This is a genomic window from Klebsiella pasteurii (assembly GCF_018139045.1).
Classification (GTDB): domain Bacteria; phylum Pseudomonadota; class Gammaproteobacteria; order Enterobacterales; family Enterobacteriaceae; genus Klebsiella; species Klebsiella grimontii.
Window position 1 is genome coordinate 888041 of the sequence record NZ_CP073236.1, and the last position, 25613, is coordinate 913653.

Consider the following 25613-nt stretch of genomic DNA (forward strand, 5'->3'; position numbering starts at 1 on the left):
GAAATTTGCATAGTCGTATTATCTCGCTAACTCCTTGTCTATAATCCACAAAGTTATCCCGTGTATCTCGTTTTTGCGTAATGCGCCCCTTGTCACAACCTGAATAAATTTCCCCAGGGGGCTATAGCGCGCCGTCTACTGTTATTAAGGGAGATATTTTTACGGCACGGCTGCCGCTCATTTTCTTGTGACAGGAGTAAGACCCGATGAGCAATAAAATTGCCCGCGGCAGCTTATGCGTGCTGGGTATGGTTTTCCTGACGGCGCAGGCCGCCGAGCCGCCGACTTCTCTCGATAAAGGCGAAGGCCGTCTCGATATTATCGCCTGGCCGGGATATATCGAACGGGGACAGACCGATAAAAGCTACGACTGGGTAACCCAGTTTGAAAAAGAATCGGGCTGTCAGGTCAATGTTAAAACCGCCGCCACATCCGACGAGATGGTCAGCCTGATGGCGAAAGGCGGTTATGACCTGGTCACCGCCTCCGGCGACGCTTCGCTGCGCCTGATTATGGGCAAGCGCGTACAGCCGATTGACACCTCGCTGATCGCCAACTGGAAGTCCCTCGACCCGCGGGTGGAAAAAGGCGCATGGTTCAACGTCAACGGTAAGGTTTACGGCACCCCGTACCAGTGGGGGCCGAATCTGCTGATGTACAACAGCAAAATCTTCCCGACGCCGCCTGATAGCTGGAGCGTGGTGTTCGTCAAACAAAATCTGCCGGACGGCAAAACCAACCTGGGCCGGGTGCAGGCCTATGACGGGCCGATTTATATTGCCGATGCTGCGCTCTTTGTCAAAGCCACCCAGCCGCAGCTCGGTATCACCGACCCCTATCAGCTCACCGAAGCGCAATATCAGGCGGTACTCAAGGTTCTGCGCGATCAGCACGCCCTGATTCATCGCTACTGGCACGATACCACCGTACAGATGAGTGATTTTAAAAACGAAGGCGTCGTGGCCTCCAGCGCCTGGCCGTATCAGGCCAACGGCCTGAAAGCGGAAGGCCAGCCGATTGCTACCGTTTTCCCGAAAGAGGGGGTTACCGGCTGGGCGGATACCACCATGCTGCATAGCGACGCAAAACATCCGGTCTGCGCCTATAAATGGATGAACTGGTCGCTGACGCCGAAAGTCCAGGGCGATGTCGCTGCCTGGTTTGGTTCTCTGCCGGTGGTTCCTGAAGGGTGCAAAGCCAGTACGCTACTGGGAGATAAGGGCTGCGAGACCAACGGCTATAACGAGTTCACCAAAATCGCGTTCTGGAAAACGCCGGTCGCGGAAGGCGGGAAATTCGTACCCTACAGCCGCTGGACCCAGGATTACATCGCGATTATGGGCGGTCGTTAAGTCGCCGGAGGCGAACAATATGCACGCGGTAGAGTTCGATAATGTCTCGCGGCTGTACGGCGACGTACGGGCGGTGGATGGCGTCAGCATCGCCATTCGCGACGGTGAGTTTTTCTCCATGCTGGGGCCCTCCGGCTCCGGCAAAACCACCTGCCTGCGCCTGATTGCCGGGTTTGAACAGCTCTCTGGCGGCGCGATTCGCATTTTTGGTAAACCGGCCAGCGAGCTGCCGCCGTGGCAGCGCGACGTTAATACCGTTTTCCAGGATTACGCGCTGTTTCCTCATATGTCGGTGCTCGATAACGTCGCCTACGGTCTGATGGTTAAAGGAATCGGCAAAAAGGAGCGTCACGCCCGCGCGATGGAGGCGCTGGAGAGGGTCGCGCTCGCGTTTGTGCACGCGCGAAGGCCATCACAGCTTTCCGGCGGACAGCGTCAGCGGGTAGCGATCGCCCGCGCGCTGGTGAATCAGCCGCGGGTCCTGCTGCTGGATGAGCCGCTCGGCGCGCTGGATTTAAAGCTGCGTGAGCAGATGCAGCTGGAGTTGAAAAAACTGCAGCAGGCGCTGGGCATCACCTTTATTTTTGTTACCCATGATCAGGGGGAAGCACTGTCGATGTCCGATCGGGTGGCTGTGTTTAATAATGGGCGAATCGAACAGATTGATGCGCCCCAGGACCTCTATCTGCGGCCGAAAACGGCGTTTGTGGCCAGCTTTGTCGGTACCGCCAACGTGTTCAGCGGAGAACGGGCGCATAGGCTCTGCGCGATGGCGGGATCCTGGTCGCTGCGTCCGGAGCATATTCGTCTGAATACCGCCGGTGAGATCCAGATTGCGGGGGTGGTACAGGCGGTACAGTATCAGGGGGCCGCGACTCGGGTCGAACTCAAGCTGGCCGATGGCGAGAAGCTGTTGGTGAGTCAGGCGAACGTTGATGGTCATGCCGCGTTAAACGCACCGCCGGTGGGACAAACGGTGCTGGCTTCGTGGTCGCGTGCGGCAATGGTGCCGCTGGAGAGCGGGGGCTGATATGACGATGGCGATTCCGTCCGCTTCTCCCGGGCGCTTATCCGCGCTGTTTTGGCGTAAACCCTCGCTGGCCCTGTTTTTGCTTCTTCTTGGCCCGCTAATGTGGTTCGGCATTGTCTATCTGGGATCGTTGCTGACCCTGCTATGGCAAAGCTTCTACACTTTCGATGATTTCACCATGTCAGTGACTCAGGACCTGACGCTGGCCAATTTGCGGGCGTTGTTTAACCCGGCAAACTACGACATCATTCTCCGTACTCTGATGATGGCGCTGTCGGTAACGATCGCCAGCGCGATCCTGGCATTGCCTATGGCCTGGTATATGGCCCGCTACACCCGCGGCAAGATGAAGGCGTTTTTCTATATCGCCGTAATGCTGCCGATGTGGGCGAGCTATATCGTCAAAGCCTATGCCTGGACGCTGCTGCTGGCAAAAGATGGCGTCGCGCAGTGGTTTCTGCGCCATTTGGGGCTGGAAAGCCTGCTGAGTCTGGTGCTGACGATCCCCGCGGTAGGCGGCAATACGCTGTCGACTTCCGGTTTGGGCCGCTTTCTGGTGTTCGTCTATATCTGGCTGCCGTTTATGATCCTGCCGGTGCAGGCTGCGCTGGAACGCCTGCCGCCGTCGTTGCTTCAGGCCTCCGCCGATCTTGGCGCCCGTCCGCGCCAGACATTCCGCTACGTGGTTCTGCCGTTGGCGATTCCCGGCATTGCCGCGGGATCGATTTTTACCTTTTCCCTGACGCTCGGCGATTTTATCGTCCCGCAGCTGGTGGGGCCGCCGGGGTTCTTTATCGGCAATATGGTCTATTCCCAGCAGGGAGCGATTGGCAATATGCCGATGGCGGCGGCCTTTACCCTCGTACCAATCGTGCTGATTGCCCTTTATCTGGCGTTCGTGAAACGTCTGGGAGCGTTTGATGCACTCTGACCGCGCGCCGCTGCTCCTGAAGGTGGCAACCTGGGGCGGGGTAATCTTCCTGCATTTCCCGCTACTGATTATCGCCCTCTATGCGTTTAATACCGAAGACGCCGCCTTCAGCTTTCCGCCGCAGGGCCTGACGCTGCGCTGGTTTAGCGAAGCTGCGGGGCGCGGCGACATTATCGAATCCGTGACGTTGTCACTTAAGGTTGCCGCGCTTTCCACCGCTATCGCCCTGGTACTTGGCACGCTGGCTGCAGGTGCGCTGTGGCGCAGCGCGTTTTTTGGTAAGAACGCCGTGTCGTTGCTGCTGCTGTTGCCGATAGCGCTGCCCGGCATTATTACCGGACTGGCGCTGCTCACCGCCTTTAAGGCCGTCAATCTGGAGCCGGGGCTGCTGACGATAGTCGTAGGCCACGCGACCTTCTGTGTCGTGGTGGTGTTTAACAACGTGATTGCCCGCTTTCGCCGGACCTCCTGGAGTCTCGTCGAAGCGTCGATGGACTTAGGCGCAACGGGCTGGCAAACCTTTCGCTATGTGGTGCTGCCTAATCTGGGTTCGGCGCTGCTGGCGGGAGGCATGCTGGCGTTTGCCCTGTCGTTTGATGAAATTATCGTTACCACCTTTACCGCCGGACACGAGCGTACGCTGCCGCTCTGGCTGCTCAATCAGCTCGGACGCCCGCGCGATGTCCCGATAACCAACGTGGTTGCGCTGCTGGTGATGGTGGTGACGATGATTCCGATTCTGGGGGCCTGGTGGCTCACCCGTGACGGCGACATCAGCGCTGAAAACGGAAAATAAAATACCGATACAGGATAATGCTATGCAAAATAACCTTTTGATTAACGGTAAGTTAGTGGCTGGGGAAGGCGAGGCTGTGCCGGTGTTTAATCCTGCCTCCGGTGAAGAGATCGTGTCGATAGCTGAAGCTACGCCGGCGCAGGTTGAGGCCGCGGTTGAGGCCGCAGACCAGGCCTTTGTCAACTGGAGCCAGACCACGCCCAAGAGCCGCGCTGAATGCCTGCTGGCGCTGGCGGACGTGATTGACGAACATGCGCAGACGCTGGCTAAGCTTGAATCGCTCAACTGCGGCAAGCCTCTGCACTGCGTGATCAACGATGAACTGCCGGCGGTCGCCGATGTGTTCCGCTTCTTTGCCGGGGCGGCGCGCTGTCTGCCGGGTATGGCGGCCGGTGAGTATCTCGAGGGCCACACCTCCATGATCCGCCGCGATCCGGTTGGCGTGGTGGCCTCCATCGCGCCGTGGAACTACCCGCTGATGATGGCGGCGTGGAAGCTGGCACCGGCGCTGGCCGCCGGCAACTGCGTGGTGATCAAACCCTCGGAGATTACCCCCTTGACCGCGCTGAAGCTGGGCGAACTGGCAAAAGAGATTTTCCCCGCCGGGGTGCTTAACGTGCTGTTTGGCCGCGGCGCTACCGTCGGCGATCCGCTCACCGCCCATGCAAAGGTGCGCATGGTGTCGTTGACCGGTTCGATTGCCACCGGCGCGCATATCATCGGCCACACCGCGTCGTCGATTAAGCGTACCCATATGGAACTGGGCGGGAAAGCGCCGGTTATCGTCTTTGATGATGCGGATATCGATGCGGTGGTGGAGGGGGTACGGACCTTTGGTTTCTATAACGCCGGTCAGGACTGCACCGCCGCCTGCCGGATTTACGCCCAGGCCGGGATTTATGACCAACTGGTGGAAAAACTCGGCGCCGCGGTCGCCAGCCTGAAGATGGGCCCGCCGGACGATGAGACCACCGAGCTGGGGCCGCTGAGTTCACAAGCACATCTGGACCGGGTCAGCGCCGCCGTCGATGCCGCCCGCGCGCTGCCGCATATTCAAGTGATCGCCGGCGGCAACAAAGCGTCCGGTAACGGCTACTATTACCAGCCGACGCTGCTGGCGGGAGCCAGGCAGGAAGATGCGATTGTCCAACGCGAGGTATTCGGCCCGGTCGTCAGCGTCACCTCGTTTACTGATGAAGAGCAGGCGCTAAGCTGGGCTAACGATTCACAGTATGGTCTGGCCTCGTCGGTGTGGACCAGGGATGTCGGCAGAGCGCATCGCCTTAGCGCGCGTTTGCAGTATGGCTGCACCTGGGTCAACACCCATTTCATGCTGGTCAGCGAAATGCCGCACGGCGGGCAGAAGCTTTCCGGCTATGGCAAAGATATGTCGATGTATGGCCTGGAGGATTACACCACTATCCGGCACGTAATGATTAAACACGGGTAGGGCACAGTCGTGATAATCCCTGAGTGGATACATTACCCTGCTAATAGTTAGCGATAGCAGAAAAAGTTAAAACGGAAGCGGGGTTTTATGAGAGTATTCTTATGCCCCTTCAAGAGCTAAGCCATGATGAGTGCCGGAGATAAGCGCCGGATGGGGCTGGTATCCTTCCCCGGGGCGCGCGATGCGCCCTGAGCGGGATGCCGCGATATGACGATACTCATTCCCGGGCCCCTGCATCATCTGCAGGGGCTTTTTGTTGTTCAGACGCTACTGGTTTGTTACTGCGAGTTTGCCCGATGTCATGCGGTCGCGCATTTATTACGTATCAAGGCATCTATTTTTTGGTAAATGATAATCAGGCTAACGTTTTGTTTTTTTGCTCGGTAAACTCGCCTGGCGACGCTCGCGAACGTAGGAAAAAAGATTATAAATTGCAGCAACTAATAAAATTAACGCCACAATAAGAACGGCGATTCCGGACATGTGCCACCTCAAAAATAAATGAGTAAAAAACAAGCTTCGCATAACTTGTGATTATGAATGTATGATTTTGTGCTAAATAACGCAAATGATATTTCTTATCATTTAAAACAATTCGCAGGCTTTTGGTTATCATGATCTAGTGTAAAATATTGATATATTTGTTCTTTTTGTTGGTGTGTTCATTTTGCTGAAATCCTCGCTGCCGCTGACCCTGCTAATAATGATGATCGCAAAATGCTCTCGCGAATCTGCGCGTATAAAGAGTAATGAACAATTACCCCGTGCAATGAAAAGCGCATTCGCTTTCGGCAATACCGTTATGTATGGATTACGGCGCAGCAGTCATATTTATGGTTGATATTAACCCTATTATTTATGTTGGAATTTGCGGCGACAGGTGAGATTAATATCTCTAACGGCAGCGATTTAACTTTGACGATATTTAATCCCCGCCTTCACCTATAAGTTGATGGTGAATGTAATATTTTTGTTAAATTTACGGGCGTCATTACGGCTAATACGCGACGCGCCGGGCGTTTGACTTTCTATAGCCGCTCATGCGAACATTCGGCGCAATTTGTTGCTTCGAAGTTGATATTGTTTTGAAAAAAATAGCGTGTTTTCTCTTTGTGGCCTGCGCCACGGCGATGCTTTACGGCAATTTTCCGGCCAAACAGATTATTGGCTGTGAAAAGCAGGGGGTCGCGGAATCGATTTGCATGGCAGCCGCGTGGGATAGTGAAAAAGTCGATCTGCTGCCGGCATGGAATCCAGAAGTTCAAAGGTTGATGGCCGCGCAAAAGCGTGCGCCTGCAGCGGAGGCGGGGTCTTTCAAATCGTAAAAAAGCAGCCTGACCAGGCTGCTTTTTTAGGTTTCGCTGCTGAGTAAAATCTTTAAAACCAACCAAAACGAACGGATAACAGGCCGATAAGCGCGAGTGCCGCGCCGACATTTATCAGAAGGACGGTTTTGCTGGAAACATCCATAACGCCACCTTTATGAATAAGCCTCTACAGTTATAGTACGAGCTTAGAGGTTGCGCTATCGGACAAAGATGAATCAGGCGTTTTTCCGAAATTAACCCTGTTGTGTGTTTTAAAAATGCCATAATCCCTGACGCACTCTGCGGATGCGAAAAGGCATCGCGATATGCGTAAATGCCGGTCAGGGAAGGAAGAAGAAAAATGACTTTATACCAGAAAATGCTGGTTTTTTATGCAGTTATGGGCTGTGTTTGTGCGGTAATAAGCTGGTTCTTAACCAAAGAGAGCCGCTGGATCCGACTGCTGGCGGCGCTGCTGATTGGCGCGACCTGGCCGTTCAGTTTTCCCATGGCGCTGCTGGTCTCCCTGTTTTGATTTAAAAATCGATAGCTCACCTTACGTTATGACTGTATAAAAAAACAGGCGTAATTAAATGGAGGCTTTTCGATGAACGGTTTTTATTCTTCTCAGGCTGGCGCCACCGTGCGCTGGCTCGATCTGCCCGGTCGCGGCGAACCCATTGTCTTTATCCACGGCCTGGGCTGTGCCTCAAGCTATGATTATCCGCGCGTTGCTGCCGACCCGGCGCTGGCCGGGCGGCGAATGATCCTTGTCGATTTACCCGGCTTCGGCTATAGCGATAAACCTGAATCCTTCAGCTACCGTATCGCCGATCAGGCCGCGGTAGTGGCCGAGCTGGTGGATCGCTTAGCCCTTGAACGCTGCTATTTATTTGGTCACAGCATGGGCGGCAGCGTCGCGATTGAAGCGGCCGGGCGGCTTGCCGAACGGGTGCGGGCGCTGCTGGTAGCCGAACCCAATCTCTATCCCGGGGGCGGAATGTACAGCAGGCGCATCGCCGGGCAAACGGAAGAACGCTTTATTGCCCGTGGTTACGCCGATATGCTTTCCACCGAAACCTCGCCATGGGCCGGCTGCCTGCAAAACAGCGCCCCCTGGGCGGTGTGGCGCGGCGCGGTCAGTCTGGTGAAGGGTGCTAATCCCTCCTGGTTCGCGCGCTTTGTCAATTTATCCTGCCCCAGAGCGCTGATATACGGAGCATTATCGCTGCCTGCCCAGGAAGCGACGGAGAGTGAAGCCGCCGGGATCCCGCTGCTGATGATCCCGCAGGCCGGGCATTCCATGGCGTGGGAAAACCCCTCAGCGCTGGCGCGTACGCTGGCCGATTTTTACGCCGGTATTGACGCAGAAGCCTGATTCGTGATCGCTATACACAAAAAGAAACAATATTTCATTTATTTTGGTATTCCGTTTTTTTATTTTTTTGGCGAGCGTGAAATGCGAAAAATCACTATCCTGGGTATCTCGGCTTTACTCTGTACACCGCTGCTTCTGCAAGGGTGCGTGTCGCAAAATCCGCGCGGGACAACCTCCCGCCCACAGCTTACGGCGGCGGAAGCGGCAACCTTCACCATGGAACGCTATTTTGCGCAAGGCGGCGCGTTGAGTGCCCCCGATGGCCCCTGGTCGCCATCGCCTGCGCGTCTCCCGCGGGCCGAAAGCGCGTGGCGCGTGGCGCCATCGGGCGCGCCGTTCACCCGCATTCAGCAGGCGGTCAATGCGGCAATCAACCAGCACGCGGCCGGTGATGGGCGTATTTATATCCGCATTGAACCGGGTATCTATCGGGAGACGGTCTATATCCCAGAAGGGGCGCCGCCGATAACCCTCTACGGCGCCGGGGATAACCCTGAAGCGGTGAGAATAGAGCTGGCAATCGACTCGCAATTCCCGGTAACGCGCTATCGCCAGCAGGTGAATAGCCAGCAACAGTATCGTGAAGGCGATCCGGCCTGGTATCAGTATGCGCTTTGCGCCGGACGCACCGCCAGGACGATAGGCACCAACTGCGCGGCGGTGATGTGGTCACAAAGCGCGGATTTTCAGCTGCTGAACCTCAGCGTAGTCAATAGCCTGCTGGACAACGTCGACGGTGGGACCCATCAGGGCGTGGCGCTGCGGACCGATGGCGATCGGGTGCAGCTGGAGAACGTCCGTCTGCTGGGACGCCAGGATACGCTCTATGTCAATACCAGCAATCGGCGCAATGAGGCGGTGACCGACCGTATCAGCCGGGTATATGTCAAAGACAGCTACATAGAAGGCGATGTGGACTATGTTTTTGGCCGGGCAAACGTGGTTTTTGATAATGTCCATTTTCACACCGTCTCAACGCGCCTCTCGCCCGAAGCTTACGTGCTTGCGCCGAATACGCTGCCGGATAACCCGTGTGGATTTCTGGTGATCAACAGCCGTTTTACCGGCGATAGCGGCTATCGGGGCGGCTTCAAGGCGAAGCTTGGCCGCGCCTGGGACCAGGGGGCGGGCAAGACCGGCTATTTACCCGGAAAAACCGCTAACGGGCAGGCGCTTATCGCCAACAGCACTATCGATCAAAGCTACGATCGGCTTTCCCCCTGGGGCGCTGCGGCCACCACCTCCCGGCCGTTCCGCGGCAATACCGCCGCAGAACGTCAGCTTGATGATGTTGCCTTCAATCGCCTGTGGGAATTCAATAACCACTGGCAGCCCTGAGGCTTAAAACGGCAGCTCGCGCGGGAGCGTTTGCAGCGTTATCCAGCGCAGCTCGGTAAACTCCGCCACCCCCGCGCGTCCGCCAAAGCGGCCGTAGCCCGACGATTTGCAGCCGCCAAACGGCATTTGCGCCTCATCATGCACGGTGGGGCCGTTAATGTGGCAAATGCCGGTTTGCAAATTTTGCGCCAGGTTCCACGCCCGGGCGCTGTCCCGGCTGTAGATCGCCGACGAGAGGCCATATTCGCTTTCATTGGCGACGGCCAGCGCTTCGGCTTCATCCTGAACGCGAATAATCGATTTCACCGGGCCAAATGACTCCTCATGCCAGATGCGCATCTCGCGGGTTACGCCATCGAGCAGGGTGGCGCGCATCTGCGTTGAGTCCGACATGCCGCCCGCGAGGAGGCGCGCGCCTTTCGCCAGCGCGTCCTCTATTAGCGCGTTGCAGCGGGCGACGGTTCTCATCTCCACCACCGGACCGAGAAGGCTGGCGGGCAGGGCGGCGGCTCGTTTGGCCAGCAGCGCCACGAACGGTTCCGCGACGGCGGCATCGACGATGATGCGCTCGGTTGACATACAGATTTGCCCGGCATTGGCGAAGGCGCCAAAAATTGCCCCTGCCGCGGCCTGTTCGAGGTCAGCGTCATCCAGCACCAGCAGCGGCGCTTTGCCGCCCAGCTCCAGTACCGCGGGTTTCAGATGTTCACCGCAGGTGCGGGCGATTATCCGCCCCACCGGCGTCGAACCGGTGAAATTGATGCGGCGAACGGCGGGGTGGGCGATCAGAGACTCCACCAGCGCAGGCGCGTCGGCGGGGGGACAGGTCAGATAATTGACCACCCCGGCGGGAAAGCCTGCCGCTGCCAGGGCATCAATGATCAACCCCTGGGTTGCCGGTGACAGCTCCGCGCCTTTGAGAATAACCGTATTTCCACAGGCCAGCGGCGTGGCGATAGCGCGGGTCGCCAGGATCAATGGCGCATTCCACGGCGCCATGCCGAGCACGACTCCCGCGCCCTGGCGGATGCCCAGCGCCAGATTTCCCGGCACATTGGAGGGGATCACCTGTCCCTCGATTTGCGTGGTTAGCGCGGCGGCTTCACGCAGAATATCGGCGGCCAGGTGAACGTTAAAACCGGCCCAGTGCGCGGCGGCCCCCGTTTCTGCCGCCATCGCGGCAATGAACTTGGCTTCGCGGCGCAGCATCTCTTCTGCGGCTTCCAGCAGGAGGCGTCGACGCTCGGCGGGGATTGTGTCGCGCCACTGCGGGAACGCCGCACCCGCGGCATCGGCGCAGCGGCGAGCGTCTGCCAGGCTGGCTGCGCTGGCAACGGAGGCGGTCTCTTGCGTCAGCGGATTATTGCGGGTAAAGGTGGCGCGGCCTTCGGCATCATGCCACTGGCCGTTAGTGTACAGGCTGCAGGTTATGGTCATTGTTATCTTCTCCTGACGTTACGATTTGCCGAGTCTACCGGGTGGTGCGGGTGCGCGATGCCGGCCGGGCGGTTATCGCCCGCTTTTTTCGTAACCTTCCGTACGCTTCACATTTATTGCTGGATTCAATGACGTCAAATGAGCGGATGTAGAATTAATCGGCGAAAATGCGGTTTTTAGCATAACCTGATAGCAATTGATTATTTGCCGGTTGAATTCTCCTGTGCTGTTATTAAAGCACTTATAACAAATTCATAAGGCTTATAACCATGTCTACAGGGAAAACGCTGCTTGCGCTGGCGTTGAGCGCACTCTTTCCGGCGGCCAGCGCCTGGGCGGCGGGCAACGATACGCTGGTCTACTGCTCCGAAGCTTCACCGGAATCTTTCAACCCGCAGATTGCCAGCTCGGGCCCGTCGTTCGTCGCCAGTTCCCAGGTGCTTTATAACCGCCTGATAAACTTCGATCCGGTGAAAAACACGCCAATTCCTTCGCTGGCGACCGAATGGAGCGTCTCGCCGGACGGCAAAACCTGGACTTTCACCCTGCGCAAGGGCGTGCAGTTCAACAGCAACAAATTCTTTAAGCCTACCCGCGATTTCAACGCCGATGACGTGCTGTTCTCGGTGCTGCGGCAGAAAGATGCCAACCATCCGTACCATAATGTTTCCCAGGGACATTACGAATACTTTCACGACGTTGGGCTGGATAAGCTGATCAAAGAGGTTAAAAAGGTCGATGATTACCACGTCCAGTTTGTGCTGAGCGAACCCAACGCAGCGTTCCTCGCCGACTGGGGCATGGATTTTGCGTCGATACTCTCTGCCGAATATGCCGATGCGATGCTGAAAAAAGGGACCCCGGAGTATGTTGATACCTGGCCTGTCGGCACCGGACCTTACGCGCTACAACAATATAAAGCGGATTCGCAGATCCGTTATATCGCCAATCCGCACTACTGGGACGGCGAGGTACCAACCAAACACCTGATCTTCTCGATCACGCCGAACGTTGAGACGCGACTGGCGAAGCTGCAAACCAATGAGTGCCAGATTATTCCCGCGCCATCGCCGGTACAGTTCCCGGTGATTAAGGGCAATAAAGATCTGGCGTTGCATTCGGTAGAAGCGCTCAACGTTGGTTATCTGGCGTTCAATACCGAGAAAAAACCGTTTGATAATGTCCTGGTGCGCCAGGCGCTGAACTACGCGACCGACAAGCAGGCGATCGTAAAAGCGGTGTTCCTCGACTCCGGCAGCGTCGCGAAATCACCGATCCCCGCCAATATGCTTGGCTATAAGAAAGATCTACCGGACTACGACTACAATCCGCAAAAAGCGAAAGACCTGCTCAAGCAGGCCGGACTGGAGAAGGGGGCCGAAGTGACCCTGTGGTCGATGCCGGTGCAGCGTCCCTATAACCCTAATTCGCGCCGTATTGCCGAGATGATCCAGAATGACTGGAGCAAGGTCGGGATTAAAGCCAAAATCGTCACCTATGAGTGGGGGGAATATCTCGCCGGAATGCGTAAAGGCGAGCACGACAGCGCGCTGTTTGGCTGGATGTCCGATAACGGCGATCCGGATAACTTCGCCGGCACCCTGTTAAGCTGCGATAACATCAAAACCGGCTCTAACGTCGCCCGCTGGTGCGATAAGTCCTACGATGCGCTGGTGAAAAAGGCTATCCTGGTCAGCGATCCTCAGGCGCGCGCTAAGCTATACGGCGAGGCGCAGACGATTTTTCAGCAGCAGGCCCCCTGGATCACCCTGGCGACCGGGAAGACCTTCTACGCGACGCGCAGCAACGTCAGCGGCTACAGCGTGAGCCTGATGGGCAGTGATTTTTCCAAAGTTAAACTCAACTAAGCCGCAAGGAGAAAAACATGTCGCATCTGGATGAGGTCGTCGCCCGCGTGGACGCCGCGATTGCCGAAAGCGTCATTACCCACATGAATGAACTGCTGATCGCGCTGAGCGATGACGCGGAGCTGGGACGGGAAGAGCGCTACGTTCAGCAGCAGCGTTTGCGGACTGCCATCGCCCACCATGGCCGCCAGCAGCACGAGGAGCAGGAGGCGCGCCGCGAGCAGCTGACCCGCGGCGGCGAAATTCACTAGCTTAGCGGCTAGAACTGGCGTCTGGCCACCAGCCAGGCGCCGACCACCAGCATCACCGCGCCGCAGAGCGGGCCAATCAGCGCGCGAAGCGGGACGTGGTGCGCGCGAATCAGATCCATCACTAACCCCCCCACCAGCTGGCTGGCAATCAACACCGCAATGGTGGTTGCCGCTCCGACGTTCTGATAACCGCTGATGCTGGCAAAGACGAAGAACGAGCCCAGCAGGCCGGGAATGAGCGTCCACCACTTTACGCTAATCGCCAGCTCCTGAAACCCCGCCGCGCCGTGCTTAAGCAGCAATATGGTCACGAAAATCACGATGCCGACCAGCGAGTTAAGCAGCATGGCGATCAGGATAGTCGATGCGGACTGGGTAATGCGCACCATCAGCGTATTTTGCAGTACCAGTCCGACGCCGGCGGCCACTAAACAGGCGAGGGTCAGGGTTTGATTCATGCGCTGCCGTCCGGATCGCGGCGATCGTCAAGCTGCAGCTGCATAAAGGTCAGATCCAGCCAGCGACCAAATTTGGTGCCTACCTGCGGCATTTGCCCGGTGGTGATAAAGCCCAGGGTATCATGCAGATGCAGTGAAGCCTGATTTTGCGCCTCGATACCGGCAACCATAACATGCTTATTTAACCGTTTCGCCTCGGCGATGAGGGCGACCAGCAGGCTGCGGCCCAGCCCTTTACCCTGATGATCGGGGTGAACATAGACGGAATGCTCGACGGTATGGCGAAAACCGTCAAAGGCGCGCCAGTCTCCGAAGGAGGAGTAACCGGTAATCACGCCGTTTTCTTCGCTGACCAGCACCGGATAGCCGACGAGCTGTCGGGCCTCAAACCAGGCAATACGGTTGTCGGTATCGACGGTCTTGTCGTTCCAGATAGCGGCGGTATGCAGTACCGCATGGTTGTAGATTTCAGCGATTGCCGCGCAATCGTCTTTGCTGGCATGGCGGATGGTCATGGTAACCCTCAAGGTTTGTACACTATAGTAGTACGATATTATTACAATAATGTACGCAAGGCTGTCATCTGTTTTAGGCAGAAATTTTCTCCTCGGCTGAGCTGCGTCGGAGGATACGAGGATTGCGTCGCCGGGTCCGGCGGCAAAATCATCACTCACATCGATAATTTTTAATTCGATAATTCATTTAATATATTGCTATTAATTTGCCGTAACATTCCACATTTTTATTTACCACTATTATTGTTTAATGACATCTGGCAATGGTGCCAGTAATAATGTAACTCCATGATTTTATTGATAATGGTGTGATTCGTTGTGATGGCATTCCTTTTTTGCATTTCAGCCAATAGAAATAACTCAATCCTCGCGGATATATTGTGATTAATCAGAGTATGCGGGTCGCTATTTAATATAGCGCGCTGCTCTGTTGGTTTTTATATAACCATATTCTACTCACAATATTGTGCGTATTTATACGCACGGAATAAATTTGCTAAAAGGGTGAAGCGATGGCGCAGACACAAAATATGAAAAAATTCATGCCTTCAGTACTGGCAATATCCATCGGTACGCTATTCGCGAATAGCGCAATGGCGGCGGAACCTTCTGCGCTACAGGCTGCGCCGGCTTATACCGCAACGCAGACCAAAGGGGAGACGCTGTGGAGTAATGACGATACGGCAATCGGTATTTTAGGATCCGTACGTTTAATGGCCAAAACGGATTCTGCTCATACTCAGGAACATAATATACAGAATAATGACTCGCGGCTGGGGATTGCCCTGCGCCATAATTTTGACCTGAATGGCCTGAGTAATTATGCCGTCGGTTATTATGAGACCGGTGTTCATGGTTTAGATTCCGCCACCGATGATCAGGGCAACGATGTCTATACGCGGCAGGCGTATGCCGGTATTGGTAACGATCAATATGGCGTCGTGACCTTCGGCAAACAATACGCCCCTACCGACTGGGGACTGGGTATTGATACGACTTATGCCTGGGGCGGTAAAGCGAAACATGATACCGCCGGGATGTCGACGGATATAATTAATTCTGCGGCGATCTACTATTACAGTGATAAAAATATGACTGTTGGCGTCATGGGACAAGGCAATGACAACGTCGACAGCATCGGGTTTGCTTCCTATGGCGATGGCCCCAACTTGCACGACGCCTACCGCGATGGGTCAGCCACCGTTCACGGCGGAGCGGCGGTTGCCGCGCAGTACCGTTGGGATAACGGCTTTTCCGTCTCCAGCGCGGTGGCGTATAACAATTACACGGTAAATAGCGGTTCAGTCAGCGGCTGCCAGAATTTTGGCCCGAATGGCCACTGTTTTAATTACACCGATAATAACGGCGATGCCTATGACGGCAATACTTATAGCATGGGCATGAACGCGAAATATACGACAAGCGTTGGCGATCATGCCTGGTATAACGGCGCGGAAGTGACTTATTACCTCAATAAAGTGAATGATGTTAACGCGGCGACCAGCGGCCATTACGAACATAATAACCCGCAGGGTGATGACCAGGAAACGGTTCTCGGTCTGGAATATGACTCACAGTTTAAAATCACCCCGGCCTGGGGCGTGTACGTTGATTTTAACTGGTCGCAGGGCGGCGATGCGATGGAGGGACAGCACTTCCAGTCGACGGTATTGGGTACCGATTACTGGCTCGGCGCAAACGCGGTCACTTATCTTGAATATGGCTACGAAAAAGCCTGGGGCAACGATAATGAAGCGTGGAATATTGACGACCATCTTGGCGCAGTGGGTCTGCGCGTCTTTATCTAAGCGGGATAATTTCTTTTCATTTATTGCCGTAATGCTGTTCAAATTAACGGATTGAATGACTCTCTGTGTTTGCCCGGCCAATGATGCGCCGGGCTTTTTCATCTTCATTTCCGACGCCGGGCGTCTGGTTGTGCAAACAGGCGGGCTACACTATAGTGTCACGCTATGAATACTATAGAAGACAACCTTAACCAGCGCATCAGCGCACGTATCCGAATCGAGCGGGAATCTCGCGGTTGGTCGCTGAACGAACTGGCGGAGCGGGCGGGGGCGTCGCGGGCGATGATCCACAAGATCGAGCGCGGCGAAAGCAGCCCGACGGCATCGATGCTGGGACGGTTATCCGGCGCCTTCGGCATGAGTATGTCGACGCTGATCGCCAGGGCGGAGATGCAGGAAGGCAAGCTGCTGCGCTTTGCGCATCAGCCGGTGTGGCGCGATCCGCAGAGCCACTATCTGCGGCGCCACGTTTCGCCGCGCAGCGACCTGCCAATCGACCTGGTGCAGGTGGAGCTTCCGGCCGGCAGCGATGTGCCAATGCCTGCGTCATCCTACGCCCAGGCCCGGCAGCTGATCTGGCTACAGCAGGGCGAGCTGGTGTTTATCGAAGGCAATGCGCGCCACGAGATGCAGGCGGGGGACTGCCTGGAGCTCGGGCCGCCTAACGACTGCCGCTTTATTAATGAAACCGCGCTGCCCTGCGTCTATCTGGTCGTCCGACTCAATCAATCTGCCTCATAATGTCAATGCGCGCTGCCGGGAAAGCAGCTAGCCTCAATACAGACTTGTCAAAAGAGGAGTGTGTTATGGCTTTCAATCCGCAACGCCACCGCCGCTGGCTGCTGGCATCGCGTCCGCACGGCGAGCCAACCGGGGAGAATTTCCGCCTGGAAGAGGGCGAGGTCGCGTCTCCTGGGCCGGGGCAGCTGTTGCTGCGCACCGTCTTTCTGTCATTGGATCCCTATATGCGCGGGCGGATGAGCGACGCGCCTTCCTATTCGCCGCCGGTCGCCATTGGCGCGGTGATGGTTGGCGGCACCGTGAGCCGCGTGGTGACATCGAACCATGCCGATTTTCAGCCCGGCGACTGGGTGCTGGGCTACGGCGGCTGGCAGGATTATGAACTTTCCGACGGCAGCGGGCTGGTGAAGTTAGGCGACAGCCCGGAACACCCTTCGTGGGCGCTGGGGATCCTCGGTATGCCGGGCTTTACCGCCTATATGGGGCTGCTCGATATCGGCCAGCCAAAAGCGGGCGAGACGCTGGTGGTCGCCGCCGCCACCGGGCCGGTTGGCGCAACGGTCGGACAGATAGCGAAGCTAAAAGGCTGCCGTACGGTAGGCATTGCGGGCGGCAGCGAGAAGTGCCGCTATGCCGTAGAGACGCTGGGTTTCGACGTCTGTATCGATCACCGCGCGCCCGATTTTGCCGTTAAGCTGTTAGAAGCCTGCCCGCAGGGCATCGATATCTACTATGAGAACGTCGGCGGCAAAGTATTCGATGAAGTGCTGCCGCTGTTGAACACCTCGGCCCGCGTGCCGGTTTGCGGCCTGGTCAGCGGCTACAACGCCACCGCGCTACCCGACGGCCCGGATCGCTTGCCGCTGCTGATGGCGACGATCCTCAAAAAACGCATCCGTATGCAGGGCTTTATTATCGGCCAGGATTATGGTCACCGGATTGCCGAGTTCCAGCAGGAGATGGGGCGCTGGGTGCAGGCAGGGAAAATCAAATACCGCGAGCAGGTTGTTGACGGCCTGGAGAACGCACCGCAGGCGCTCATCGGTCTGCTGAAGGGCGAGAATTTCGGTAAAGTGGTGGTTCGCGTCTCTCCGGATGAGTAATCGCTTTCCCGGCAGGCGCCGCGCCCGCCGGGTTTTATGATGATTTACGCGTAAAACGCCAGCCGATCGGCCAGCAGGTCAACAAACGCCTGGCGATCGACATCGAGCATCACCGTTGCGTTCGGCTGCTTACCGGTCAGATTGTAAAAATCGACGACCGTCATCCCCTGGGTATATTTCCCCTGCGTTTCCACGCCGACCCAGCGTTCAACGGTGGTAAACATCTCCGGCTTCAGCAACCAGGCAATGGTGCACGGGTCGTGCAACGGCGCGCCGACAAAGCCCCATTTCTCATCCTTATGGTACTCAAGGAAGAAGTCGAGCAGTTCGGCGACGATGGTGGATATCGGGTTGCCGATACGGCGGAAACGCTCAATATCCTCAACGTGGATTTGCGCTTTATGGGTGACGTCTAACCCAGCCATCACCACCGGAATACCGGACTGGAAAACGATCTCCGCGGCTTCAGGGTCGACGTAGATATTAAACTCGACTGCCGGCTGCCAGTTCCCCAGCACCATTGCGCCGCCCATTATCACAATACGGTCGATTTTGGCATGCAGTTCCGGATGGCTGTTGAGTAACAGGGCGACGTTGGTTTGCGGGCCGGTGGCAACGATCGTAACCGGTTCGGCGCTGTCGCGCAGGATATTGGCCATCAGCTCGACGGCGGTGCAGCTTTGCGCGGCAAAGCCCGGCTCCGGCAGCGCCGGGCCGTCAAGACCGCTCTCGCCATGCACGTTGTCGGCGATAATCAACTCCCGCATCAGTGGCTTAAGCGCGCCGCCGGCTACCGGGATATCCGGGCGTTTAAGCAGGGTGAGCATGCGCAGTACGTTACGCAGGGTTTTGTCCGGGGTCTGGTTTCCCGCGGAGGACGTCACGGCTTTAACATCAAGTTCGGGTGAGGCGAGGGCGAGAACGAGGGCAATCGCGTCATCATGACCCGGATCGCAATCGATAATTACTGGCAGTGCCATGGCAGCTCCTTGTTGGCGTTGTTTTGTGACAAGGGTAACGCCGTAAAGCGACATAAACGAGGCTCAACGCAGGATAGTGTGATGACGTGCACGATTGAGCGCCGACATCGCGCGACGCTTAGCCAACATAGCTGGTTGATCTGTGCGCAATCAGGAGGTAGCCATGCGGTGGCGCAAGAAGTCGCTTCCCGTGGAGGCCTATAATGATAAAACGACGCAACCATACGAATATTACTGGTTTGCTTTCCGTCAGCGGATTCTTATTCTAAAGAAAACTCCAGGAGATAATTGCAATGAAAGATGTTGTAGATAAATGCAGTACCAAAGGCTGTGCCATCGACGTAGGCTCGATTATTGATAATGAGGACTGCGTCTGGCGGGTTGAGAAAAACTTCGCCAGCCGCGAAGAGGCTGAGTCCACCATCGCGGCGGTCCGCGAACGTGCCCTTGCCGCCGCCCCCGCCAGCGAGCCGCCGCAGGTCGACTATACCATCGTGCCCGCCGGTGATGAGGCAAAGCTTGAGGCTTCGATTGCCTTCTCCTGCCAGGCGGAAAAGATCATTTTCGAATTGTCGTTAAGAAACGTTATTTAACGTCAGTGAGCGCCCACGGCTCAGCCTCAACAGGATCCTGCGCGCGATCCCGTTGAGGTGCCGTGGTCAAGCGTTACTCAAACCGCCATGCCAGGTTTAGCCCGATACCGTAGTTACGGCCCGGCGCCGGTTCGTAGTAGCGGCCGTTGGATTCATTCACGATAACCGAGCCCGCGTAGCTGCGGTCGAACAAGTTATCTACCCGGCCAAACAGATCCATATCCATCTTGCCGTAGCTCCATTTATAGCCGGTCGTCAGGCCGACCACCGTCCAGGACGGCGCTTTGGCCGTGTTCTCATCGTTAGCCATAATATCGCTCATATAGCGAATATCGCTGCCCGCGTACCAGCCTTTCTCGGGCTGATAGCCGAAGGAAGCGTAGCCCATATTGCGGGCAATCCCCGGAATACGATTGCCTTTACAGCTGGTATCGTCACAGACATTGGTGCGATAGGTCGCATCCAGCCAGGTCCAGGCCGCTTTTAAACGCCAGCTCTCGCCGAACTGCTGATCCAGCCCCAGCTCCATCCCCTGACGGCGCGTTTTACCGGCGTTTTTATAGCTGGTGCGCCCGCCGCTGCTGGCGTCGACGACAATCTCATTGTCGGTATCGGTCTGGAACAGCGCGGCGGTCAACAGGCCGTTGCCGATTCGCGCTTTGCTGCCAACTTCAACGGTTTCGTTGGTGGAAGGCTGCAGGCCAAAGTTCAGCCCGCCCTGGTCGCCTGAGCGATAGGAAAGCTCATTGATGGTCGGCGTTTCGAAACCGCGGCCGGCGGAGATGTAGACGTTCCAGGCATCGGTTACCGCGTATTTCAGCGAGCCCGCCGGCAGCCATTTATGATAGCTGGCCTCGCCGCTGTCATCGCCGTTACCCGGCGTAACGTAATAATCGTTGGAATCGAACCACACCGAGCTGTAGCGCACGCCGGCGTCAAGAGAGAGTTTCTCGGTGAGCTGCCACTGGGTTTGCAAATAGGGGTCAACGTTCCACATCAAATTGCGTTCGTTGCGGCGCAGGTCGCCCTTTTCACCGTACTGCGGCACGCCGTTGCTCATGACAAAGTTTTCATAACCCTTACGGCGCTCGGTCATGGTTTCATAATCAAGTCCGGTGGTAAAAGTGACCGGCACCAGCAGCTCGCCGCGATGGGTCCAGCGGGTATCAATCCCCTGATAGTGACGCGTCAGGTCAATCACGCCGCCAGCATGGGTGGGTTTGAGCTGCGGAGCGCGAGGAATCGACTGATATTGCGTGGTTTCACGCTCGCCGGCGTACATCATCACGCTCAGATCGTCCTGCTCGCTCAGTTGGCGCTCGTAGCGCAAACCGGCCTGGGTCTGTTTAATGGTTTTGCGAGTATTGTACTGATCGCCTCTTGGGGACTGGCGGGGATTATTTTGCCATTCGTCATAGCTCAGGCCGCCCGCGTCATTGGCTTTAATATCCACGCTATTAAACAGCAGGGTCAGTTTGCTGTCGTCATTAATACGTACGCCGAGCTTCGCGTTGGCGAGATTCTTACGCGCGCCGCTATGATCGCGGGAGCCGTGGGTAGTGAAGCGGTTGGTGGAAACCACATAGTCGACGTCGCCCGCATGGCTGCCGTCGCCGACCGCGCCGGTCGCTTTCATACCGTAATGCCAGGTACCGAAGCTGCCGTAGTAGCTGCTGGCTTCGATAGTGGGCGGCTGGCTGCCGGTCTGGGTGGTGGCGTTAATCACCCCGCCGGAGGAGTTGCCGTAGAGGGCGGAAAAAGGTCCGCGCAGTACTTCGAGCGAATCGAGGCTGCCAATATCAATATTCGAGGTTTGTCCCTGGCCATCGGGCATGGTGGCCGGAATGCCGTCGACGTATATGCGCAGCCCGCGTACGCCGTAGGTGGAGCGGGAGCCGAAGCCGCGAATCGAAAGCTGCAGATCTTGCGCATAGTTCTGACGGTTTTGCACCTGTAGCCCCGGTACCGCGCCCAGCGACTCGGAAAGATTGACCCGCGGCGCGGCCTGGCGCATCTCGTCGCCGTTAACCACGCTTACGGCGGCGGGAGTATCGAGTTCAGAAACCGCCGACGGTGCGGCGGTAACCACCATGGTCTGTTCAGCGGCGTGGGCAGTTGGCGCTGAGGATATAAGCGGCAGAAGCAGTGCGGGGAGCGCGGCGGCGCGCACGGAAAGGATTTTCATCAAAGTTACTCGCAAAACGAACCAAACGGAACATATGTATATATGTTAACTCTTTTGTAAATTTTTTGAAAAGACTTAACAGGATTTGAGTTAACAAATAGCAAGAATTGCGTGATGCCGGATGGACTAAACGCAATTAACTCTCCACATTGCGATAAATAATGATTACTATTCGCATTACAAAGAGTAGCGCAAAGCCATGATTTTGCGCCCCGGAAGCACTGTCGAGCAGGCACATATTCGTTTTATCAAAGGGAGTCGTCATGTCATTACGTCATCTGTCCGCGCCGCGTCTGCGCCGTTCACTGTTATTAACTTCATTACTGCTGGCGGGGAGCTTCAGCGCCCACGCGGCGGAAGAAATGCTGCGCAAAGCCGTTGGTAAAGGCGCGTACGAAATGGCCTATAGCCAGCAGGAGAATGCGCTGTGGGTGGCGACTTCGCAAAGCCGTTCGCTGGACAAGGGCGGTATTGTTTACCGTCTCGATCCGACGACGCTGGAAGTGACGCAGATTATTCGTAACGATCTAAAACCGTTCGGCGCGACGATCAACAACGCTACCCAGACCCTGTGGTTTGGCAACACCACCGACAGCAGCGTGACGGCAATTGATGCAAAAACCGGCAAGGTGAAAGGGCGTCTGGTGCTCGATCCCCGTCAGCGCAGCGAAACCGTGCGCCCGCTAGCCCCGCGCGAACTGGCAGTTAACGAGAAAACCAATACTGTCTACATCACCGGGCTGGGTAAAGAGAGCGTGATCTGGGTGGTGGACGGCGACAAGCTGACGCTGAAAGACACTATTGCCAATACCGGCGCGATGGCGACGGGCCTGGCGGTGGATGCGGAAGCGAACCGTATCTACACCACCAACGCCGATGGCGAACTGGTGACCATCGACAGCACCAGCAATAAGATCCTGACGCGTAAGAAACTGCAGGATGACGGCAAAGAGCACTTCTACCTCAACCTGAGCCTCGATACCGCTGGTCACCGGGCTTTTATCACCGATGGCAAACAGCCGGAAGTGCTGGTGGTCGATATTCGCGATGGTAAAGTGCTGGAGAAAATCGCCGCGCCGGAATCTCTGGCCGTGCTGTTTAACCCGACCCGCAACGAAGCCTACGTGACCCACCGTAAAGCCGGCGAAGTGAGCGTGATCGATGGTAAGACCTACAAAGTGGTCAAGACCTTTAAAACCCCGACTCACCCGAACAGCCTGACCCTCTCCGCCGATGGCAAAACGCTGTACGTCAGCGTGAAGCAGGAATCGACACGCCAGAAAGAGGCCACCCAGCCGGATGACGTTATTCGCATCGCGCTGTGATCCTGACGGGAGGGGGTAACCCCTCCTGAAAGTCTGTCCGCCGGCGGCGGCCGGCGCCTTCAGCGATATCACCCTCTGTTACAAACACTTATTAGCCTGATAAATATAATGGCTATAAACTGACGTCTTTCCTGCGCAAGCGGGACGGTGGCATTAATCCTGGAGAAAAGATGAAAAAATCATTTATGGTCGTTTGCGCCGGCGCGATGCTGGCCCTTCTGGCGGGCTGTAGCTCAAACTATGTGATGACGACGAAAAGCGGGCAGACTATCGTGACGCAGGGCAAGCCGCAGCTGGATAAGGATACCGGCATGACCAGCTATACCGATGAGTCAGGCAATAAGCGCCAGATTAACAGCAGCGACGTCGCTCAGCTGGTGGAAGATAATTAAGTTGTGCAGTTGCGGTTTGCCCGGTGGGGCAAACCGCAAAAGGAACGGGTTACGGTTTTTCAATATTCGGCGCGGTGCTGTGAATATCATGCACGCGCTTACGTACGCCAAACCAGCCGGCAACCAGCAGTACGGCGATCAGCGGAATCGAACCGATGGTATAGGTTCCATTCGGATAGTCGAAAGCCATTAATACCAACACGCTCAGCAGGAACAGCAGGGTCAGCCAGGAGGTAAAGGGCGCTCCCGGCATCTTGAAGCTGACGTCCGCCGCTTTGCCTTCCTTAATCGCCTTACGCAGGCGCATCTGGCACACCACAATAAAGCCCCACGAAGCGATAATCCCCAGCGAAGCGACGTTCAGGACAATCTCAAACACCTGCGAAGGCACCAGATAGTTGAGGAACACCCCAACGACATACACCGCCAGCGTCGCCAGAATCCCGGCGTAGGGCACGTGGTGGCGGCTCATTTTCGACATAAACTTCGGCGCGGAACCGCCCATCGACATGGAGCGCAGAATACGCCCGGTGCAGTAGAGGCCGGAGTTGAGGCTGGAGAGCGCGGCGGTTAACACCACGATATTCATCACGCTGCCGATATACGGCACGCCCAGCTTCGAGAAGAAGGTGACGAACGGGCTCTGCCCGGCCTGATAGGCATTCCACGGCAGCAGCAGCACCAGCAGCAATACCGAGCCAACGTAGAACAGACCAATACGCCAGATAACGCTGTTAATAGCGCGCGGCACCATGGTCTGCGGATCTTTACACTCGCCAGCGGCGGTACCCACTAGTTCGATAGAGGCGAAGGCGAACACCACCCCCTGTACCAGTACCAGCGCCGGCAGCAGGCCATGCGGGAACAGGCCGCCGTTATCGGTAATCAGGTGGAAACCGGTGGCATTGCCATCCAGCGGCTTGCCGGTGCCAAGAAAAATAGTCCCGACCACCAGAAACGCCACGATCGCCAGAACTTTCACCAGCGCGAACCAGAACTCCATTTCGGCGAACCATTTCACGCCGATCATGTTCATGGTGCCGACAATCGCCAGCGCGCCGAGGGCGAAGACCCACTGCGGGACGTCGCCGAACGCGCCCCAGTAGTGCATATACAGCGCCACGGCGGTGATATCGACGATCCCGGTCATCGCCCAGTTGACAAAGTACATCCAGCCCGCCACGTAAGCCGCTTTTTCACCGAGGAACTCGCGGGCGTAGGAGACGAAGCTGCCGCTCGAAGGGCGATGAAGCACCAGTTCGCCCAGCGCGCGTAGGATAAAAAACGAAAAGAGGCCGCAGACCAGATAAACCAGCGCCAGGGCCGGTCCGGCCATCTGCAGGCGCGCGCCCGCGCCGAGAAACAGGCCGGTACCGATGGCGCCGCCGATGGCAATCATCTGTACCTGACGGTTGCCCATCGCCTTGTGGTAGCCGGACTCATGCGAATTCAGCCAATGGCGTTTGGCAGCGTGCTGCTCCGCCACGCTAGAGTGTTTTGTATTCATTGATGTCGCTATTTTCCTGTCAAAGTCCATGAGTGGTTCGTGCTGCTGGCTCTCTCATCATTCTGAGGAATGAGATAAGCGAGCATGGCGGAGAATCCTACACGTATCGGAAAATGGACGCACGTAAAAGATTTACGGACCGCACTTGCTTAAATATCAATGAGATCGCCGCGTTCTGCGGGGGGATAATCACCTGGAAATTTCGCTGATCGATTTTGCCCAATGTGCGCTATTATTTTCAGCCCGCTTTTTGCCCGAGAGACCACGATGAAAATCAACGTAGTAGGGACCAGCGGCGTCGGCAAATCTACCCTCGCGCGTCGGCTGGCTCAGGAACTGTCGCTGCCTTATATCGAAATGGATGTGCTCTACTGGCTGCCCGAATGGCAAGGTACGTCGGACGATGAGTTTTACGCCAAACTTGCCACCGCGCTCGCCGCGCCCGGCTGGGTGCTGGACGGCAACTATAACCGCAGCCGCCCGGTAAAATGGCGCGACGTGGATCTGGTGGTGTGGGTGGACTACAGTTTCTGGCGCACGATTCGCCAGGCCGTCTGGCGCGCGGCTTCACGCGCAAGCCGGCGCCAGGAGCTGTGGCCCGGCACCGGCAACTGCGAAACCTTCCGCCGCTCTTTCTTTAGCCGGGACTCCATTATTTTGTGGACGCTGAAAACCTGGCGCAACAATCGCCGGCGCTATCTGGCGGATATGCGCGATTCCCAGTATCAACACATTCGCTTTGTGCGTCTGCGCAACCAGCGGCAGACCGAGGCGCTGGTGCGCGAGCTTCGGCAAAATAGCCGATAATCACCCGGCTCGCGCTGCGCTTAGCCGGGCTACCGGACCGTAGGTTGTCGGTAATCCGTAG

Annotated in this window: 26 protein-coding genes; 18 read left to right on the forward strand and 8 right to left on the reverse strand. The window is 56.7% G+C overall.

The features are described 5' to 3' along the window. Positions 1 to 206: 206 nt before the first annotated feature. The 5 genes from ydcS to patD are packed head-to-tail and all read left to right on the forward strand — an operon-like array spanning position 207 to position 5559. Positions 207 to 1352, forward strand: coding sequence for a putative ABC transporter substrate-binding protein YdcS (gene ydcS, locus KCG39_RS04235; protein ID WP_004120816.1), 1146 nt, complete (start codon positions 207 to 209; stop codon positions 1350 to 1352). Positions 1353 to 1371: 19 nt separating this feature from the next. After that, positions 1372 to 2382, forward strand: coding sequence for an ABC transporter ATP-binding protein (locus tag KCG39_RS04240; protein ID WP_049115973.1), 1011 nt, complete (start codon positions 1372 to 1374; stop codon positions 2380 to 2382). 1 nt (position 2383) lies between these two features. Beyond that, positions 2384 to 3313, forward strand: coding sequence for an ABC transporter permease (locus KCG39_RS04245; protein WP_004120810.1), 930 nt, complete (start codon positions 2384 to 2386; stop codon positions 3311 to 3313). Continuing rightward, entirely contained in the window at positions 3303 to 4109 is an 807-nt protein-coding gene (locus KCG39_RS04250) for an ABC transporter permease (protein ID WP_004120806.1), read from the forward strand. The genes KCG39_RS04245 and KCG39_RS04250 overlap by 11 nt, the downstream gene beginning before the upstream one ends. Positions 4110 to 4131: 22 nt before the next feature. Next, entirely contained in the window at positions 4132 to 5559 is a 1428-nt protein-coding gene (gene patD, locus KCG39_RS04255; protein WP_004120804.1) for an aminobutyraldehyde dehydrogenase, read from the forward strand. Positions 5560 to 5919: 360 nt separating this feature from the next. Here patD and KCG39_RS04260 read toward each other — a convergent pair whose 3' ends face one another. After that, positions 5920 to 6042, reverse strand: coding sequence for a small membrane protein (locus tag KCG39_RS04260; RefSeq protein WP_004120802.1), 123 nt, complete (start codon positions 6040 to 6042; stop codon positions 5920 to 5922). 557 nt (positions 6043 to 6599) lie between these two features. On the opposite strand from KCG39_RS04260, the gene KCG39_RS04265 reads away from it, so the two are divergent. Beyond that, positions 6600 to 6884, forward strand: a complete 285-nt coding sequence (locus KCG39_RS04265; protein ID WP_049115976.1) for a hypothetical protein — start codon at positions 6600 to 6602, stop codon at positions 6882 to 6884. A 52-nt stretch (positions 6885 to 6936) separates the two neighbouring features. On the opposite strand, the gene yncL is transcribed toward KCG39_RS04265, so the two are convergent. Continuing rightward, a complete protein-coding gene (gene yncL / locus KCG39_RS04270; protein ID WP_004101822.1) occupies positions 6937 to 7029 on the reverse strand; it encodes a stress response membrane protein YncL in 93 nt (30 codons plus the stop codon). 198 nt (positions 7030 to 7227) lie between these two features. Here yncL and KCG39_RS04275 point away from each other — a divergent pair, with 198 nt between their 5' ends. From KCG39_RS04275 to KCG39_RS04285, 3 genes are all read left to right on the forward strand, one after another. Continuing rightward, complete coding sequence (locus KCG39_RS04275; RefSeq protein ID WP_004120798.1) at positions 7228 to 7401, forward strand: GhoT/OrtT family toxin; 174 nt, start codon at positions 7228 to 7230, stop codon at positions 7399 to 7401. Between the two features lie 72 nt (positions 7402 to 7473). After that, positions 7474 to 8244: an alpha/beta fold hydrolase gene (locus KCG39_RS04280; RefSeq protein WP_049115978.1), complete on the forward strand. Its 771-nt coding sequence runs from the start codon at positions 7474 to 7476 to the stop codon at positions 8242 to 8244. An 81-nt stretch (positions 8245 to 8325) separates the two neighbouring features. Beyond that, a complete protein-coding gene (locus KCG39_RS04285; RefSeq protein WP_004120792.1) occupies positions 8326 to 9582 on the forward strand; it encodes a putative acyl-CoA thioester hydrolase in 1257 nt (418 codons plus the stop codon). A gap of 3 nt (positions 9583 to 9585) precedes the next feature. On the opposite strand, the gene KCG39_RS04290 is transcribed toward KCG39_RS04285, so the two are convergent. Next, positions 9586 to 11019 (reverse strand): aldehyde dehydrogenase, encoded by a 1434-nt coding sequence (locus KCG39_RS04290; protein ID WP_142468234.1) that lies wholly within the window; start codon positions 11017 to 11019, stop codon positions 9586 to 9588. A gap of 269 nt (positions 11020 to 11288) precedes the next feature. Here KCG39_RS04290 and KCG39_RS04295 point away from each other — a divergent pair, with 269 nt between their 5' ends. Then, positions 11289 to 12887, forward strand: coding sequence for an ABC transporter substrate-binding protein (locus KCG39_RS04295; RefSeq protein ID WP_049115476.1), 1599 nt, complete (start codon positions 11289 to 11291; stop codon positions 12885 to 12887). Between the two features lie 17 nt (positions 12888 to 12904). Further along, positions 12905 to 13138: a YdcY family protein gene (locus KCG39_RS04300; protein ID WP_004120770.1), complete on the forward strand. Its 234-nt coding sequence runs from the start codon at positions 12905 to 12907 to the stop codon at positions 13136 to 13138. An 8-nt stretch (positions 13139 to 13146) separates the two neighbouring features. Here KCG39_RS04300 and KCG39_RS04305 read toward each other — a convergent pair whose 3' ends face one another. Together KCG39_RS04305 and KCG39_RS04310 are read right to left on the reverse strand one after the other, a co-directional pair. Continuing rightward, entirely contained in the window at positions 13147 to 13596 is a 450-nt protein-coding gene (locus KCG39_RS04305; RefSeq protein ID WP_004120768.1) for a DMT family transporter, read from the reverse strand. Beyond that, the gene (locus tag KCG39_RS04310; protein WP_004120767.1) at positions 13593 to 14111 is read right to left on the reverse strand and encodes a GNAT family N-acetyltransferase; all 519 of its coding nucleotides are present in this window, start codon (positions 14109 to 14111) and stop codon (positions 13593 to 13595) included. Before KCG39_RS04310 ends, KCG39_RS04305 begins: the two co-directional genes overlap by 4 nt. Before the next feature lie 512 nt (positions 14112 to 14623). Between KCG39_RS04310 and KCG39_RS04315 the strand changes: the two genes are divergently transcribed. From KCG39_RS04315 to KCG39_RS04325, 3 genes are all read left to right on the forward strand, one after another. Next, positions 14624 to 15919, forward strand: a complete 1296-nt coding sequence (locus KCG39_RS04315; protein ID WP_049115477.1) for a porin — start codon at positions 14624 to 14626, stop codon at positions 15917 to 15919. 165 nt (positions 15920 to 16084) lie between these two features. Next, the gene (locus KCG39_RS04320) at positions 16085 to 16660 is read left to right on the forward strand and encodes a helix-turn-helix domain-containing protein (protein ID WP_004120763.1); all 576 of its coding nucleotides are present in this window, start codon (positions 16085 to 16087) and stop codon (positions 16658 to 16660) included. A 65-nt stretch (positions 16661 to 16725) separates the two neighbouring features. Beyond that, complete coding sequence (locus KCG39_RS04325) at positions 16726 to 17763, forward strand: NADP-dependent oxidoreductase (RefSeq protein WP_004120761.1); 1038 nt, start codon at positions 16726 to 16728, stop codon at positions 17761 to 17763. 44 nt (positions 17764 to 17807) lie between these two features. Here KCG39_RS04325 and rihA read toward each other — a convergent pair whose 3' ends face one another. Continuing rightward, positions 17808 to 18743: a pyrimidine-specific ribonucleoside hydrolase RihA gene (gene rihA / locus KCG39_RS04330; protein ID WP_004120759.1), complete on the reverse strand. Its 936-nt coding sequence runs from the start codon at positions 18741 to 18743 to the stop codon at positions 17808 to 17810. Between the two features lie 293 nt (positions 18744 to 19036). Between rihA and KCG39_RS04335 the strand changes: the two genes are divergently transcribed. Continuing rightward, positions 19037 to 19336, forward strand: a complete 300-nt coding sequence (locus KCG39_RS04335) for a DUF406 domain-containing protein (protein WP_087829418.1) — start codon at positions 19037 to 19039, stop codon at positions 19334 to 19336. Positions 19337 to 19409: 73 nt separating this feature from the next. On the opposite strand, the gene pqqU is transcribed toward KCG39_RS04335, so the two are convergent. Beyond that, positions 19410 to 21521, reverse strand: a complete 2112-nt coding sequence (pqqU, locus tag KCG39_RS04340) for a TonB-dependent receptor PqqU (RefSeq protein ID WP_004120753.1) — start codon at positions 21519 to 21521, stop codon at positions 19410 to 19412. Positions 21522 to 21784: 263 nt separating this feature from the next. Between pqqU and yncE the strand changes: the two genes are divergently transcribed. Together yncE and KCG39_RS04350 are read left to right on the forward strand one after the other, a co-directional pair. Further along, entirely contained in the window at positions 21785 to 22846 is a 1062-nt protein-coding gene (gene yncE, locus KCG39_RS04345; protein WP_211811556.1) for a 7-bladed beta-propeller protein YncE, read from the forward strand. Positions 22847 to 23016: 170 nt separating this feature from the next. After that, positions 23017 to 23238, forward strand: a complete 222-nt coding sequence (locus KCG39_RS04350) for a YgdI/YgdR family lipoprotein (RefSeq protein ID WP_004120747.1) — start codon at positions 23017 to 23019, stop codon at positions 23236 to 23238. A 49-nt stretch (positions 23239 to 23287) separates the two neighbouring features. Here KCG39_RS04350 and ansP read toward each other — a convergent pair whose 3' ends face one another. Next, positions 23288 to 24745, reverse strand: coding sequence for an L-asparagine permease (gene ansP, locus KCG39_RS04355; protein WP_049123303.1), 1458 nt, complete (start codon positions 24743 to 24745; stop codon positions 23288 to 23290). Between the two features lie 267 nt (positions 24746 to 25012). Between ansP and KCG39_RS04360 the strand changes: the two genes are divergently transcribed. Continuing rightward, positions 25013 to 25552: an AAA family ATPase gene (locus KCG39_RS04360; RefSeq protein WP_142468235.1), complete on the forward strand. Its 540-nt coding sequence runs from the start codon at positions 25013 to 25015 to the stop codon at positions 25550 to 25552. The last annotated feature ends 61 nt before the right edge of the window (positions 25553 to 25613 follow it).